This is a genomic window from Shewanella yunxiaonensis (assembly GCF_018223345.1).
Taxonomy (GTDB): Bacteria; Pseudomonadota; Gammaproteobacteria; order Enterobacterales; family Shewanellaceae; genus Shewanella; species Shewanella yunxiaonensis.
On the sequence record NZ_CP073587.1, the window covers coordinates 3,487,992 to 3,503,163 of the forward strand.

Consider the following 15,172-nt stretch of genomic DNA (forward strand, 5'->3'; position numbering starts at 1 on the left):
TAAAATCGACATTAGATGTTGATTTGCAATAGGTTAATCGCGCCAACTAACATGTTATGAAGACTAAAAATCCGGCTATTGGCCGGACTTTTGGTCGATAAGCGTCGGAGAGTTATCTGGCTTTATGCTGGACTGGTTTGTTACGGCCACGCGGCGAGTTGGGCTTAGCCGTTTCTGCCTGAGCTCGTGGCGCAGATGTTGCTGCGGGTTTTGCCTGTTTACCTTCACTCTTGCTGACATTGTTGGCAAACTGATTACTGCTAAAACGGGTCAGCCCCTGTTTGCCCTTTGCCGCAGGTTTGTTGCTCTGTTTACGCGCAAATTGCTCAGCGCGACCAGCTGGTGGCACCAAATGTTGTGGACCAGTACCGATCAAATCTTCGCGTTTCATGCTGATCAGCGCTTCGCGGATCAACGGCCAGCCTTCCGGATCATGATAACGCAGCAGCGCTTTATGCAATCGGCGCTGACGCCCTTTTTTCGGAATAAACACCGCTTCACTGTCATGCTTGACGTTACGCAGTGAATTCAACCCGGTGTGATACATAGTGGTAGCGTTAGCCATGGGTGAAGGGTAGAAATTCTGCACCTGATCCAATTTGAATTTACGCGCTTTCAACCACAATGCCAGATTGAGCATATCCTCGTCAGTGGTGCCGGGATGCGCTGAAATAAAGTAGGGGATTAAGAACTGTTCTTTACCGGCCTCTTTTGAATACTGGTCGAACATCTCTTTGAACTTGTCATAGGTGCCCATGCCGGGCTTCATCATCTTCGACAGCGGCCCATCTTCCGTATGCTCCGGCGCAATTTTCAGATACCCGCCCACATGATGCTTTACCAGCTCTTTTACATAACGCGGATCTTCAATCGCCAGGTCATAACGCACCCCGGAGGCGATCAGTACCTTTTTGATACCCGGGACATCACGGGCTGCCCGATACAGGTCTATTGTATGTTGATGATCCGTGTCCAGATGGCCACAGATTGCCGGATAAACACAGGACAAGCGGCGGCAGGTTTTCTCCGCTTTTTCACTTTTACAGCCGAGCCGGTACATATTGGCTGTCGGGCCGCCAAGATCGGAGATCACCCCGGTAAAGCCCGGCACCTTCTGCTGGATATCTTTGATTTCGCGGATAATCGAATCCTGCGAACGGCTCTGGATAATGCGTCCTTCATGCTCAGTGATGGAGCAGAATGAACAGCCACCAAAACACCCTCGCATGATGTTGATCGAGGTTTTGATCATGTCATACGCCGGGATCTTCTGCTGGCCATACGCGGGATGCTGTACCCGCTGATATGGCAGGTCGAACACCGCGTCCATCTCATCAGTATTGAGCGGAAACGCTGGCGGATTGACCCAGACACCGCGATCGCCGTGCATTTGAAACAGCGCGCGGGCACAACCGGGATTAGTTTCCTGATGCAACACCCGTGAAGCATGAGCATACAGAAAACGATCATCACTCACCCGCTCAAATGCTGGCAACAGTACATAGGTTTTCTCCCAGGGCTTAGGACGGGGCGGCTGCACAGTGATGGCTTGTGGCGCGTCATTATCAAACACTTTCACATCACTGGGGCCAGAGAGATTCTGGCAACCCACATCATCGGCGCCATAGGGATTGGGAATAGGATCGATTTTATGTAGCTGGTCGATTTTACGGGAGTCGACACCTTTCCATTCCGGCAATGCGGTTTTACGCAGCACCGCCGTACCGCGAATATCCTGCATATCACCAATGTCATCGCCTTTTGCCAGACGATGTGCCACTTCGGCCAAAGGCCGTTCGGCGTTGCCGTAAATCAGCAGGTCGGCTTTACTGTCAAACAGTACACTGCGGCGCACTTTATCTTGCCAGTAATCATAATGGGCGATGCGGCGCAGACTGGCCTCGATGCCGCCGATAATCACCGGCACCTCTTTATAAGCTTCTTTGCAGCGCTGGGTGTAAACCGTTACCGCCCGATCGGGTCGCTTACCGCCCACATTACCCGGCGTATAAGCATCGTCGGTGCGCAATCGGCGATCGGCAGTGTAACGGTTGATCATTGAGTCCATATTGCCAGCGGTGACGCCAAAGAACAGATTGGGGCGACCGAGGCGCATAAAATCGTCTTTGCTCTGCCAGTCTGGCTGATCGATGATCCCGACACGGAACCCTTGCGCTTCCAGCATGCGGCCAATCACCGCCATACCGAAGCTAGGATGATCCACATAGGCATCGCCGGTCACCACGATCACATCACAACTGTCCCAGCCAAGCTGTTCCATCTCTTTACGAGACATTGGCAGAAACGGCGCAGGTTTCAGATCGGCGCGATAACGAGGATAACGAAATAAACTGGACTCAACGTGCATGTGTATCCAACCAACTGGCTTAAACAAACTCTGGCAACACGGCCTTCAGGGGCGCGGAGTATAACAGGGCACCCTGATTAAGTGTGAACAATTTTTCAGCAATAAGTGCCTTTTTCTGCACTCTTTCGTAATACCCTTAAGTAGCTTGCGGGCTTTAAGCTTCAAGGAACATCACAATATCAACGACAGCCAATGCCACCATCACCCCCCAGGTTCCCAACATGCCCAACATACGGCCCATGTGCGGACCACCTTTCCCCTGCGTCAACCCGATGGCATGTAGCAAGCGAGACACCAGCATCACCGTACCAAACAGATGTAACCATCCTGCATGCAAGCCATCTAACTCAGCGATTGCCAGCAGTAGCAACCCCAACGGCGCATTTTCCAGCAGATTCCCGTGCGCCCGCCGTGCGAGATAAATCTCAGGATGTTCGCCATTGCCTACCCCGACTTTAAAACGCACTCGAAGTTGCACGACTCGGGCACTCAAAAACAGCGCCAAGAAGGTTGTTAACGCGCAATAAAAACCAGAAACATACAGTGTCATCATTTTCTCCGCTGACAGCGTTTATCACTGCCGATATGGTTAAATAACCTTAGGAAATTTAATTTTTTATGTCATTATTCCCTTGAGATAAAATTCCTTTAAAATGCGCGCAAAATTGGCATGTTGCCTTGCCGGCCACCTTGATACACAAGTACGAGGCTCCCCAGTGGACAATCAGGAATTTCTGGAAAAACGCCGCTTTATAATAAAGCTGGGCAAGGCTTTGCACAAATTTGGTACACCAGCTTATCGTCTGGAAACCCATCTGCAAACTGTCGCCAAAACGCTGGGGCTGGACGGTTACTTTCTGATCTCCCCAACGTCCATGACCTTCGTGTTACAGCACGATACCGATCAGGAATACAACCACGTTGCCCGAGTAAAACCTGGAGAGCTGGATTTGGGCGCGCTGGCACGCACTGATGCGCTGGTGGAAGAACTGCGCAGTGGACAGCGCACCTTGTCAGAGGCGTTGCAACGTCTTGATCAAATTGCTGAAATGCCCAATCCATACGGACCGCTACTAACCCTCTGCGCGTATGGTTGTGCTGGTGCCGCGTTTGCCATGCTGATGGCCACCAGCTGGAATGACGTGTTCTGGTCTGGCATTGTCGGGCTGATAGTGTACGGGTTGGTGTTCGCTGCTGAGCACTCCAAACGTATGGCCGAATTGCTGGAGCCACTAGCAGCCACGGTCGCCGGAATCGTCAGTTGTGGCTTTGCCTTGCTGGACCCATCCATCAATATCCCGGTAGTGATCCTCTCCGGCATCATTGTGTTTATTCCCGGCTTGGGACTGACCCTCGGGCTGGCAGAATTGTCTGCCCGCGATCTGATGTCTGGCACCATGCGCATCATGGATGCCGTCATGGTATTGTTCAAACTCTATTTTGGCGCAGTGCTTGGAGTTGCTATTGGCAGCGCGATATTTGGTCAGGATCTGTTTATTGAGCCAACATCATTACCGCGCTGGGCCAGTTGGCTGGCAGTCCCATTATTATCTTCAGCACTAGTATTCATTTTCAAAGCCCGCCTGAAAGATGCACCTTGGGGAATCTTTGCCGGAGTCTTGGCGTTTGTCGCGGCGATGTTCGGCGGTATCTATCTTGGCGATTCCATCGGTATATTCTTTGGCGCGCTGGCAGTAGGCATCTATGCCAATCTGTTTTCTCGCTGGACCAGAGCCCCGGCCTCTATCGCGTTATTACAGGGCATCGTGATCCTGGTTCCCGGCAGCAAGACCTATCTTGGGCTCAATGCATTCGTGTCCGGAGATACCATGCTGGCACAGCCACATTTGGGGGCGCAGCTGTTCCTGATTTTTATGTCACTGGTCGCTGGGCTAATCTTTTCCAATGTTGTAATCACCCCGCGCTCCACGCTGTAACAGGATCGTCAAAAACCGTCGTGACATTCCGCCACATTTCCAAAAAACGACTATGATTCAAATAGTCCGGTTCAACACTGTGTTGTTTTGGGGAGCGCTGAATGCATTATCACCAGGTACTGTGGTTACTGGCGACGGCCGCTGTCAGTATATCGGGATATGCGACACCTGTAGCCAAACCAGCCGCTGACGACAATAGTTTCGTCGTCGGCCATATTCAGGTGATGACCAACCCTATCTTTGATGAATCAGCCGATAACGCCATTTTTTTGCACCGCTGGGCCAATGCCGTTCACATCAATACCCGAGATTCAGTTGTACTGGAGCGCCTGAGTTTTAAAGAAGGGGATGTTATCACCCAGAAACAGTTAGAAGAGGCACAGCGTATCCTCAGAAAAGAACCTTACCTGCGCGATGCCAAAATTCTTAAAGTTCCCGCCAGCAAAAGCAGCCCGAATCAGCCAGTAAATCTATTGGTAGAGACGTGGGATCAGTGGTCATTATTGCCGACGGTGGATTGGGGCCGCAGCGGCGGTAAAAATCGCTACTCATTTGGCATTAAGGACGACAATATTCTCGGCTTGGGGATGCAAACCCAACTGGAATATCAATCAGATGAAAACCGCACTGGCTACAAATTTGATTTCGAAACTCCGCTCACGATTATCAAAAATGCCCGGGTAGCGGCCAGCTTTGCCGATAATGATGATGGCAAATCCACGTGGCTAAAGTTCGACAAGCCGTTTTACACACTGATGGATACCCGAGCTTATGGGGGAGAATACTTAAGTGTCGATCGCATCAACACTTTTCGGCAGAACGGTGAAGATCTGCAAGAATACAAGGAGGGGATGGATTTCGCAGAATTTTACTGGGGGAAGCTGCTCAGCAGTGATGGCGCCGTTCGCCAACGACTACGCTTTGGTATCACACGTGACCGCCACGCATTTGCGCCGGTGCCGGGCCAACCACTACTGCCGCTGCCACAGGATCGCGATTTCATTTACCCATGGACAGAATGGGAATATCTGCAAGATGATTATCGGGTCATGACCAATGTGCATCTGATTAATTTTAATGAGGATATTAACCTTGGCTGGCACCACAAACTGCGTTTGGGCCTAGAAACCAATGATGGCGATCACCTCGGTTACCACCTTAATTGGCGGATGAATCGCGGCTATGCCGACGATAACGAGTTGTTATTACTGGCAATGAATGCCGAAGGCGTTTTTGCGACAGCCCAGCCGGACTATTACCGGGTAAGTGCTACCGCCGAATACTTTTACCGTTTCAATCAAAAGTGGTCAGCCTACTCACGTGTGCGGATGACAACTTCTCGCCACAATTTTCGGGATTTGCCATTAACGCTTGGGGATGAAACCGGCATGCGAGGCTACCCTAACGAGTTTCAATATGGAGACCAGCTGTGGCTGCTCACCACCGAACTACGTAACTATCCCAATATCAATCTGTACCAACTCGCAGAATTAGGTTGGGCGGCATTCATCGACGTGGGGCAGGCGTTTGGTGGCCCGTTATCGGACGATAACGAAATCTCACATCCCATCGGCGCCATCGGTGTTGGCGCACGTATCTATTCATCCCGCTCCAGTTATGGCAACGTGGTACACATTGACTTCAGCTTGCCGATGAGTAACGGGGAAAACGTCAACGGCTGGGAATGGCGCTTTGAAGTAAAAAGTCATTTCTGATCCACGCCCACTTGCCAACCACAGCCCATCAAAGCATACAATGGTCTCCTAGTGTCGTGCTTTTAACTGCCACGGCAACAAAAGTCTTGCAAAGGAGGCATCTCGTGGCAAAGCTGTTCAGTCCCCTGACCGTGGGGTCACTCACGCTGAAAAATCGCATTATCATCGCCCCTATGTGTATGTATTCCGCCGACAACGGTGTCATACAGCCGTGGCATTGGCAACATTATGGCAATCTGGCGCAGTCTGCAGCTGGGATGTTGATCGTTGAAGCCTCGGCCGTAGCGCCGGAGGGCCGAATTTCTTACGCCGATGTGGGGTTATGGAACGATCAATGTCAGCATGCCTTACAGCAGCTAGTACGCGATATTCGGCGGGATTCAGATATGCCTTTGTTGGTACAGCTAGGCCATGCCGGACGTAAAGCTTCTTGCCACAAACCGTGGGATGGCGGCCAGCAACTCCCTGAAACGGATGAGCGCAGTTGGCAAACCATCGCGCCAAGTGCGGTGCCGTTTACCGAAGGACAACGACTGCCACTGGCGATGACCGACGCCCAGATAGACGACTGCATCAACCAGTTTGTTGCCGCCGCAAAACGGGCGCACGCTGCGGGGATGAATGGCGTAGAACTGCATGCAGCTCATGGTTATCTGCTGCATCAATTTCTATCACCACTCAGCAATCAACGAAATGATGACTTTGGCGGTTCCCTCAGCAACCGCATGCGACTGCCACTGGCAGTATTTGATGCGGTTCGTGCTGCGCTGCCCCGCCATTTTGTGGTGGGCGTGCGCATCAGCGCTACCGATTGGGTGGATGGCGGCTGGGATCTGCCACAAAGTATTGCTTTTGCACGGGAATTGGATCATCGCGGTTGCGATTATATTCATGTCTCCAGCGGCGGCTTATCAGACCAACAACAAATTGCTATCGGCGCTGGCTACCAAGTGCCATTTGCCGCCGCGATTACCGCTCAGGTAAAGATGCCGGTGATTGCGGTAGGACTGATCACCGATGCGCAGCAGGCCGAAAAAATTCTACTGCAAGATCAGGCTGATGCCATCGCCCTGGCTCGCGGCATCCTTTATGACCCGCGCTGGCCTTGGCATGCGGCTGCCGCGCTTGGCGCTGAAGTGCAAGCAGCACCGCAGTATCTACGCTGCCAACCACATGGATTGAAGTCGCTGCTACATAAGTAGTCTTTCACTTTTCATGCGACCGCTCGAGAACGTCGTAAACTTGTTTGTCTACCAAAAGAAAAAGCCCAGCGAATCAGCTGGGCTTTATAAATTAGGTGAGTTGGCACTATATAAGCCGGGTTCTGTTCTCCCCGAAGGGAGCGGCAGCCATTCCTCTAGGCCTGCAATCGCTCGCAGGCTCAAGCAATCTACCCGGTTCCGACGCGAGCCACGCCATAAGGAACCCTATTTGATCTTGCTCCGGGTGGAGTTTACCGTGCCACGGACTGTTACCAGCCGCGCGGTGCGCTCTTACCGCACCCTTTCACCCTTACCGGCCCGAAGGCAGGCGGTCTACTCTCTGTTGCACTGGTCGTCGGCTCACGCCGCCCAGACGTTATCTGGCACCCTGCTCTGTGGAGCCCGGACTTTCCTCCCCGTTCTTGCGAACGCAGCGACTGCCTGGCCAACTCGGCGCGGATTATAGCCCAGCCAGCCCCACTGGCAAACTATTTCTGTTACCAGCCAAGTTCCAATCCCTGTTTATAAAGGGCATTTTTCTTCAGGCCGTAGATTTCAGCGGTAATTGCAGCTGCCTTTTTAAGTGGCAATTCGCCACATAGCAGTTTCAGTGTATCCAGCGCTTTTGCGGGTATCGCATCTTCATCGGCAGCACCGACATAACCGTGGCACATCAGTATCATTTCGCCCTTTTGCTGATTGGGGTCTGCCTCAACCCGGGCGCGAACCTCGCTGATACTCCCCACCAGAAAGGTTTCAAAGGTCTTGGTAAGTTCGCGCGCCATCACCATCGGCCGCTCGCTGCCGAATACCTGTTCCAGAGCCTCTAGGCTTGGCAGAATTCGGTGAGGCGATTCATAGAATATCAGCGTGCGACTATCTTCCTTGAGCGACGCCAATTTATCCAGACGTGCTTTATCTTTGGCCGGCAGGAAGCCCTCAAACGAGAAGCGATCGGACGGCAGTCCTGACGCCGACAGGGCTGTAATTGCGGCACAAGCCCCCGGTAACGGACTGACCTGAAATCCGGCGTCACGCACCTGTGACACCAAATGATAGCCGGGATCGGAAATCAACGGAGTCCCGGCGTCGCTGATCAATGCCACCGACTCCCCGGCCTGCAGCTTTTCGATAAACCATTGCGCCCTGGCGCGTTCATTGTGATCATGCAGTGCCATCGTACGAGTGGTAATATTAAAGTGACTCAGTAATTTACCGCTATGACGGGTATCTTCGCAGGCAATCAGGCTGACTGCAGACAACACCTCTACCGCCCGTGGGGTGAGGTCCCCTAGATTACCAATCGGAGTTGGAACAATATAAAGCGCAACGGGCATGGTCATAACCACCTCGGATAACAGATTGTCCGGTCTTTCGCTGGACAACATAGAAGGTTAAACTAAGGCCAGCATATTACCAGAGTACAGCCTTGTGTTGAAAAGCCAGAATTTGATCAAGCCTACAATTGCCATTGTGCTGTTGGCCAGCCTCTGGGGTTGTGGCAGCCGACCGCAACAACCAACAGAAAATATTCAAAGCCAGGTCATCTCGTTGGCAACGGCTAATGCCACACCTGCCAGCTATATAGCACAAGCCACTAAAGCGGCTGAACCAGCCACTCGCCAGCGCTTGTTGCTATTGGCGGCAAAGGGTTACCTGAACAGCAATCAGCCTGAGTCCGCGGCTGAAATTCTGACCGCGCTGAAAAAAAACCTGTTAGCTGATCCCGAATTGATGGCGGAATATCGCATTCTCAACGCCCGAGTGCTTGAACAACAAGGACATTTAGGTGATGCCTTGACGCAACTGCAGTTCCAATCCACCTGGCAACTCCCTCAGTGGCAATGGAACAATTATCACCAAATGCGGGTGCGTCTTTATGAAAAAACCAAGCAACCGGTATTACAAGCACGAGAGTTGAGCGACTGGAGCCAGCATTTACCTGCGGATGAAGCCAAACCGCTGTATCAGCAAATCTGGACACTACTCAAATCCGTACCTGAGGAAACGTTAGAAGCTCAGGCAAATAAAGGCGGCGATACTGCGTACCTTGGCTGGCTGCAATTAGCTTATCTGGCAAAACACTACGCGGTGGATCCGGCAAGTCTGGTCAGTCATCTGGATGGCTGGCAACGAGCGAATCCGTCGCATCCCGCCGCGTTACAATTACCCCAGGATTTGCAGCGGGCGTTAAATACCAAACCTTACCATCCGCAACATATTGCAGTGTTACTGCCATTGAGCGGGGAGCGCGCCAATATTGCTGAACCCATACGGCAGGGCATAGTCGCTGCCTATCTGGCAGAACCAGATGATTCGGTCAGCATTAATTTCTATGACACTGCCACCGGTGCGGCTAAAGCCTATCAGCAAGCGCTGCAGAACAACGCGGATTTTATCATCGGTCCATTGTTGCCTAATGAAGTCGAACAGATTCTCTCATTAGGGCAACAACCGTCAGCACCAATAGTGCCATCAACCACCACCGGGAGTGCACAACCGACCCCAGCACAAGCAGTGTCGCCACGCGCTGCACCACCAGAGTTGTTTTTGAACCATACAAGCAAGCTATTGGTTAATAAAGACAAATACTATTTCGCCTTGTCACCGACGCAGGAATCCGAGGATGCGGCTCAACGCATGTATCAGGATGGTATTGAACGTCCGCTGTTGCTGGCCAGCGACGATAATATTGGCCATCGCATGGCCGAAAGTTTTAATGTCAGCTGGCAAGCCTTAACCAATGAACCCGCTGAAATTCATTATTTTTCAGCGGATAAGATGCGGGATACGGTTCAGGATGCGCTTAATGTCAGCGACAGTCAGGACCGGATTAAGCAGATTAAGAGCATTCTTGGCAATCAGATTAAGGCAGATTTCCGTTCACGGCGAGATATTGATGCTATCTATATGATCTGTAGTAACCAGGCATTACCGCTGCTGAAACCGTACATTGACGTTAACTTCAGTGTTTTCGCGGAGCCGGTCCCCATTTATACCAGTAGTCGGGCCCGACAGGATGACAGCCGCCAAACGGTGCAAGAACTGAATAATATCACGCTCAGCGATATCCCCTGGCTGTTACAAAACAGCAGTGACAGTAATGTTTCGAGTTTATGGCCCTCGTGGGGCAATACTCAAAAACGGCTTTATGCGATGGGCTTTGACTCGCTGCAGTTGGTAAATAAGTTGGCGCAGATGCGTGCCTTCCCCGGCTACCAGTTCAACGGCCGCACCGGACTGTTATCGGTCGACAGTGATGGTGTACTGAACCGGCAGCTGAAGTGGGGGAAATACTGGCATGGGGTGCTGCGACCTCAATAATCGAGGATAGGGTTAGATGATGACAGGCAAGGATGCTGAACAGCTCGCCCGAAAATTTCTCGAACAACGGGGGCTGATATTTGTCGAACAGAATGTTCGATATCCCTTTGGAGAGCTGGATCTGGTCATGAAACAGCACTCTGAATGGGTTTTCGTAGAAGTAAAATATCGCGCCACCAACGGGTTTGGCGGCGCGTTGCAGGCGCTGACGGCCGCGCAACGGGAACGCATCCGCAAGGCGGCCAGTTTATATCTGCAGCAACATAACATCAGGGAAAGCTGCCGGTTTGATGTCATTGCCATCGACGGCAGCGAAGTGAACTGGCTAGCGGGAGCATTTTAGCAAGCCATTGATTAACGTATTTATTACACTTTCAATGCCTGAAATAACGCTGATATTGTGGCATGATAGTGACTCTGGTCAGTGAAGGATTAACGGATGTTAGAACGTATTAAAGACTGTTTTACCGAGTCGATTCAAACCAAAATCGACGCAGCAGAAGCCTTGCCTGACGACATCGAGAAGGCCGCTACCATGATGGTGAACTGCTTATTAGGCGGTCACAAAATTCTTGCCTGTGGTAATGGTGGCAGTGCCGGTGATGCCCAACATTTTTCTGCTGAGCTGTTGAACCGCTTTGAGATTGAACGGCCCCCTTTGCCAGCCATCGCACTGACAACTGACAGCTCCACCCTCACCGCTATTGCTAACGATTACAGTTATGACGAAGTGTTTTCTAAGCAGGTGCTGGCACTGGGGCAACCAGGTGATATTTTACTGGCCATTTCTACCAGCGGTAATTCACGTAATGTTATTAAAGCCATGGAAGCGGCATTGAGCCGTGACATGACCATTGTAGCAATGACCGGTAAAGATGGCGGTGCCATGGCCGGCTTACTGAGTGCCAATGATGTGGAAGTGCGAGTGCCATCCAATGTCACTGCGCGCATCCAAGAAGTGCACCTGCTAGTCATTCACTGCCTCTGCGACAGTATTGACCGGACGCTGTTTCCACAGGACGACAATCAATGAGATTCCTGCTCCTGCTGGGGATGACGGTGTGGATACTCACCGGCTGTGCTGGTGCCATGATGGCGGGCACGGTAGGTGGAGCCGTAGTGCTCAATGATGAACGACCGATCACTACCCAGTTGGATGATACCAATACGGAGTTTCGCATCACCAGCGTATTGTCTGGTGATGAAGAACTGAAATCTCAAGCCAATATCAGCGGCCTGAGTATGAATGGAAATGTACTGCTGATTGGGCAGGCACCCAATTCCCACCTGAGGGATAAAGCCGTGCAATTAGTGCAAGGACTCCAGCTCGGTGGCAAAATTCACAACCAGATCCGTATCGGCAACCCCGTCTCCTTTACAACTCGCAGCAATGACAGCTGGATCACCACTAAAGTGAAGGGCCGGATGTTGAATGATAAAAACTTGGATATGACCCGGATTAAGGTAGTGACTGAAAACGGGGAAGTGTTCTTACTTGGGGTTATCAGCCGTGAACAGGCGGATATAGCCACCGATATCGCCCGCAATACTTCCGGTGTTCGCAAAGTCATCCGAATGTTTGACTATATAGAACCAAAGCAATAAGCCCAGCGTATCACCCATGAACAAAAACGCCGACGTTGGAAATCCGCGTCGGCGTTTTTTGGTTAATTCGCGATTACAGTGGAAAGCCCACCTTTTCATAAGTCTTTTTAAGGGTAGCGGCTGCACGTGCACGTGCTTTTTCAGCCCCTTCATGCAGAACCTTATTCAAAAAACTAGTATCTTCACGATACTCACGATAACGCTGTTGTAACGGCTCCAGCATGGCCACAACAGCTTCACCCGCAGCAGTTTTAAGATGGCCATACATTTTCCCTTCAAACTGTGCTTCCAAAGTCTGTACACTTTCACCGGTCACACCAGACATCAGACTCAGCAGGTTTGACACCCCTGGCTTATTATCGATATCGAAGCGCACCACAGGCGGCTCTTCACTGTCAGTCATCGCCTTTTTCAGCTTTTTCATGACGGCTTTTGGATCTTCCAACAGACCAATCACGTTATTGCGGTTATCGTCCGACTTCGACATCTTCTTCGTCGGTTCCTGCAATGCCATCACCTTGGCACCGAGTTCTGGAATAAAGGGTTCTGGAACGGTAAAGGTATCGCCATAAGCATTATTAAAACGGATAGCGATATCGCGGGTCAGTTCCAAATGCTGCTTTTGGTCCTGTCCAACCGGTACCTGATTGGCCTGATACAACAAGATGTCCGCCGCCATCAGCACTGGATAGTCAAACAGGCCAACGTTCACGTTATTCGCATGGCGCTGCGCTTTGTCTTTAAACTGAGTCATACGGCTCAGTTCACCCATCTGGGTATAGCAATTGAGCACCCAGGCCAACTGGGTATGCTCTGGCACCTGAGACTGCACAAATACCGTACTCTTTTGTGGATCAACGCCACAGGCCAGATACAAGGCCAGGGTGTCAAGACATGCCTTACGTAACTGTTCTGGTTCCTGACGCACCGTTATCGCATGTAAATCCACCACACAGTAAATGCAATCATGACTATCCTGCATGTTCACCCACTGCCGCAGTGCTCCTATGTAGTTACCGATGGTTAATTCACCGGAAGGCTGGGCACCGCTGAATACAATAGGTTTACTGTTACTGCTCATGATGTTTCATACGCTCCGTTTATTTAGACGCCAATAACGCCAGAATTTGCTCAAAATGTTCACAGACAGCATCCGGGCCGCTGAGACTGATATCTTCACCGTAGTTATAACCATAGGTCAAGCCGATGCTCGCAATTGCTGCGGCTTTCGCAGCACGAATATCATTACGGGAATCACCAACCATCAACAATTCGTCATTCGACAATTGCCATTGCTGCATCACGTGCTGTAATGGCAATGGATCGGGTTTCATTTTATCCAGGCTATCACCGCCAAGGATCAACGAAAATAGCGGGGCGATCCCAAATGATTGCAACAGCGGCACCGTAAAACGATAGGGCTTATTGGTCACCACAGCTAAACGATAGCCTTGTTGATGGAATTGCTGTAAAACAGCAGCGACGCCAGGATATAACTGACTGAACTTTTCAAGACACGCTTCATAATGCTTGAAAAATAACGGCATTATTTCATCCATTTGCGCATCAGTCGGCTCTTGCCCCAGGCTGTTTTGCAATGCGCGGCGCATCAGCATAGTCGTACCATTACCGACCCAATTACGCACTTCTGCATCAGTGCAACCGCTCAGCGACCAATCGCGTAATGTCGCGCGACAAGCCTCAGCCAAATCCGGCACGCTGTCCACCAGTGTACCATCCAAATCAAACGCAATACCTTTGATATTTCTAAAATCTGTCATCCTTACAATCCCGCCAGTGCTTGCCGCATCCTATCGATTACTGCCTTATAATCCGCTTGGCCAAAGATAGCGGAACCAGCAACAAACATATCGGCGCCAGCACACGCAATCTCAGCAATATTGTCCTCCTTGACGCCGCCGTCGACTTCAAGGCGAATGTCGTAGCCACTGTCATCGATCAACTTACGTACTTGCGCCAATTTAGTCATGGTGGTCGGGATAAAAGACTGACCGCCAAAACCTGGGTTGACCGACATCAACATAATGACATCCAGTTTATCCATCACGTAATCAAGATAGCTCAGTGGCGTTGCCGGATTAAATACCAACCCGGCTTTACAGCCGTGGTCACGGATCAGTTGCAGTGAACGATCCACGTGGTCAGTAGCTTCCGGATGGAAAGTAATAATCGACGCCCCCGCCTTGGCAAAATCAGGAATCAGGCTGTCGACAGGCTTGACCATTAAATGCACATCGATATCGGCGGTCACACCATATTTACGCAATGCCTTACAAATCATGGGCCCGAAAGTAAGGTTAGGCACATAGTGATTGTCCATGACATCAAAGTGGATAACATCAGCACCGGCAGCCAGCACTGCGTCAACCTCTTCACCAAGCCGGGCAAAATCGGCAGATAATATTGAGGGGGCAATCAAAAAAGGTCGCATAATGTACTCACGGGATGTTTAAGAAGTCGCCTATTTTACCCGCCAGGGCCATTAGTCTCTATAGACTCAGGGATTTTTCTGCCAGTTATGGGCAATAAAAAAGGGATTTCCCCGCCTTTCTAAAAAGCTGTTTAAATTAACAGCGCTTTTGTTATACTCCTAACGTCATACAGTATCGAGTGACGGGAAAATGGCCTTCAAGAATGAGCATTGTGCTTCCAGCTTAAAATCTGCTGCGATACTGGCGAGTGTTGCCGGTACTGTAGGGATTGCTGCGCTGGTATTTCAGTCGCTCACCGCCGCCGATGATAGTTTGGCGCAGAACTGCGCACAGGTAACAGAATACAATTCCAATCTCCCGAGTAGCCATCCCAATAACCGCTGCGCTGTACAGGATGATGATCTGAGCTGGACCAGTTGGTTAAGTGGAAAAAGCCGTTCAGGGCAGTTCCACTTTATTGATCTGCTGGAACTACTGCATGGTCATGAACGTAAACCATTAGATGATATGACACCGACCAATACTGGACGCTCTTCTGTTTTTTAACACCTATTTGAGTGTTATGAGC

At 50.9% G+C, this 15,172-nt stretch carries 13 protein-coding genes, 1 other RNA gene and 1 pseudogene; 8 read left to right on the plus strand and 7 right to left on the minus strand.

Annotated features, from left to right (window positions below; all coding sequences use genetic code 11):
• Positions 1 to 115: 115 nt before the first annotated feature.
• Positions 116 to 2,368 (minus strand): annotated as a pseudogene (locus KDN34_RS15930) (YgiQ family radical SAM protein); the annotation flags it as partial.
• Positions 2,369 to 2,522: 154 nt separating this feature from the next.
• On the minus strand, positions 2,523 to 2,918 hold the full coding sequence (locus KDN34_RS15935) for an MAPEG family protein (protein WP_212596693.1): 396 nt from the start codon (positions 2,916 to 2,918) through the stop codon (positions 2,523 to 2,525).
• Between the two features lie 166 nt (positions 2,919 to 3,084).
• Here KDN34_RS15935 and KDN34_RS15940 point away from each other — a divergent pair, with 166 nt between their 5' ends.
• The 3 genes from KDN34_RS15940 to KDN34_RS15950 all read left to right on the plus strand — a co-directional run bounded on the left by KDN34_RS15940 (position 3,085) and on the right by KDN34_RS15950 (position 7,222).
• Complete coding sequence (locus tag KDN34_RS15940; protein WP_212594682.1) at positions 3,085 to 4,305, plus strand: threonine/serine exporter family protein; 1,221 nt, start codon at positions 3,085 to 3,087, stop codon at positions 4,303 to 4,305.
• A 101-nt stretch (positions 4,306 to 4,406) separates the two neighbouring features.
• Positions 4,407 to 6,020, plus strand: a complete 1,614-nt coding sequence (locus tag KDN34_RS15945) for a ShlB/FhaC/HecB family hemolysin secretion/activation protein (protein WP_228730369.1) — start codon at positions 4,407 to 4,409, stop codon at positions 6,018 to 6,020.
• Positions 6,021 to 6,124: 104 nt separating this feature from the next.
• Positions 6,125 to 7,222, plus strand: a complete 1,098-nt coding sequence (locus KDN34_RS15950; protein ID WP_212594683.1) for an NADH:flavin oxidoreductase/NADH oxidase — start codon at positions 6,125 to 6,127, stop codon at positions 7,220 to 7,222.
• A 92-nt stretch (positions 7,223 to 7,314) separates the two neighbouring features.
• Here the strand turns inward: KDN34_RS15950 and rnpB are convergent.
• Together rnpB and rsmI are read right to left on the minus strand one after the other, a co-directional pair.
• An RNA gene (gene rnpB / locus KDN34_RS15955) (RNase P RNA component class A) lies at positions 7,315 to 7,675 on the minus strand.
• A gap of 44 nt (positions 7,676 to 7,719) precedes the next feature.
• Positions 7,720 to 8,565: a 16S rRNA (cytidine(1402)-2'-O)-methyltransferase gene (gene rsmI / locus KDN34_RS15960; RefSeq protein WP_212594684.1), complete on the minus strand. Its 846-nt coding sequence runs from the start codon at positions 8,563 to 8,565 to the stop codon at positions 7,720 to 7,722.
• Positions 8,566 to 8,653: 88 nt separating this feature from the next.
• Here rsmI and KDN34_RS15965 point away from each other — a divergent pair, with 88 nt between their 5' ends.
• The 4 genes from KDN34_RS15965 (at position 8,654) to dolP (ending at position 12,151) form a co-directional block, all read left to right on the plus strand.
• Positions 8,654 to 10,546, plus strand: a complete 1,893-nt coding sequence (locus KDN34_RS15965; RefSeq protein WP_212594685.1) for a penicillin-binding protein activator — start codon at positions 8,654 to 8,656, stop codon at positions 10,544 to 10,546.
• A gap of 16 nt (positions 10,547 to 10,562) precedes the next feature.
• Positions 10,563 to 10,889, plus strand: a complete 327-nt coding sequence (locus tag KDN34_RS15970) for a YraN family protein (RefSeq protein WP_212594686.1) — start codon at positions 10,563 to 10,565, stop codon at positions 10,887 to 10,889.
• 96 nt (positions 10,890 to 10,985) lie between these two features.
• A complete protein-coding gene (locus tag KDN34_RS15975) occupies positions 10,986 to 11,579 on the plus strand; it encodes a phosphoheptose isomerase (RefSeq protein WP_212594687.1) in 594 nt (197 codons plus the stop codon).
• Positions 11,576 to 12,151 carry a division/outer membrane stress-associated lipid-binding lipoprotein gene (gene dolP, locus KDN34_RS15980; RefSeq protein ID WP_212594688.1) on the plus strand — a complete coding sequence of 192 codons (576 nt, stop codon included), beginning with the start codon at positions 11,576 to 11,578 and terminating at the stop codon, positions 12,149 to 12,151. Before KDN34_RS15975 ends, dolP begins: the two co-directional genes overlap by 4 nt.
• Positions 12,152 to 12,224: 73 nt before the next feature.
• On the opposite strand, the gene trpS is transcribed toward dolP, so the two are convergent.
• From trpS to rpe, 3 genes are read right to left on the minus strand one after another with little or no spacing between them, the layout of a single operon-like run.
• Positions 12,225 to 13,232: a tryptophan--tRNA ligase gene (gene trpS / locus KDN34_RS15985; RefSeq protein WP_212594689.1), complete on the minus strand. Its 1,008-nt coding sequence runs from the start codon at positions 13,230 to 13,232 to the stop codon at positions 12,225 to 12,227.
• 19 nt (positions 13,233 to 13,251) lie between these two features.
• On the minus strand, positions 13,252 to 13,932 hold the full coding sequence (locus KDN34_RS15990) for a phosphoglycolate phosphatase (RefSeq protein ID WP_212594690.1): 681 nt from the start codon (positions 13,930 to 13,932) through the stop codon (positions 13,252 to 13,254).
• Between the two features lie 2 nt (positions 13,933 to 13,934).
• Positions 13,935 to 14,603 carry a ribulose-phosphate 3-epimerase gene (rpe, locus tag KDN34_RS15995; RefSeq protein ID WP_212594691.1) on the minus strand — a complete coding sequence of 223 codons (669 nt, stop codon included), beginning with the start codon at positions 14,601 to 14,603 and terminating at the stop codon, positions 13,935 to 13,937.
• Positions 14,604 to 14,793: 190 nt separating this feature from the next.
• On the opposite strand from rpe, the gene KDN34_RS16000 reads away from it, so the two are divergent.
• Complete coding sequence (locus KDN34_RS16000; RefSeq protein WP_212594692.1) at positions 14,794 to 15,150, plus strand: hypothetical protein; 357 nt, start codon at positions 14,794 to 14,796, stop codon at positions 15,148 to 15,150.
• Positions 15,151 to 15,172 lie beyond the last annotated feature (22 nt).

Coding starts and splice junctions, on each gene's coding strand:
- KDN34_RS15990 (WP_212594690.1), bottom strand. CDS start 13,932: ATGACAGATTTTAGAAATATCAAAGGTATTGCGTTTGATTTGGATGGT.
- KDN34_RS15935 (WP_212596693.1), bottom strand. CDS start 2,918: ATGACACTGTATGTTTCTGGTTTTTATTGCGCGTTAACAACCTTCTTG.
- rsmI (WP_212594684.1), bottom strand. CDS start 8,565: ATGACCATGCCCGTTGCGCTTTATATTGTTCCAACTCCGATTGGTAAT.
- KDN34_RS15945 (WP_228730369.1), top strand. CDS start 4,407: ATGCATTATCACCAGGTACTGTGGTTACTGGCGACGGCCGCTGTCAGT.
- dolP (WP_212594688.1), top strand. CDS start 11,576: ATGAGATTCCTGCTCCTGCTGGGGATGACGGTGTGGATACTCACCGGC.
- rpe (WP_212594691.1), bottom strand. CDS start 14,603: ATGCGACCTTTTTTGATTGCCCCCTCAATATTATCTGCCGATTTTGCC.
- KDN34_RS16000 (WP_212594692.1), top strand. CDS start 14,794: ATGGCCTTCAAGAATGAGCATTGTGCTTCCAGCTTAAAATCTGCTGCG.
- KDN34_RS15975 (WP_212594687.1), top strand. CDS start 10,986: ATGTTAGAACGTATTAAAGACTGTTTTACCGAGTCGATTCAAACCAAA.
- KDN34_RS15970 (WP_212594686.1), top strand. CDS start 10,563: ATGATGACAGGCAAGGATGCTGAACAGCTCGCCCGAAAATTTCTCGAA.
- trpS (WP_212594689.1), bottom strand. CDS start 13,232: ATGAGCAGTAACAGTAAACCTATTGTATTCAGCGGTGCCCAGCCTTCC.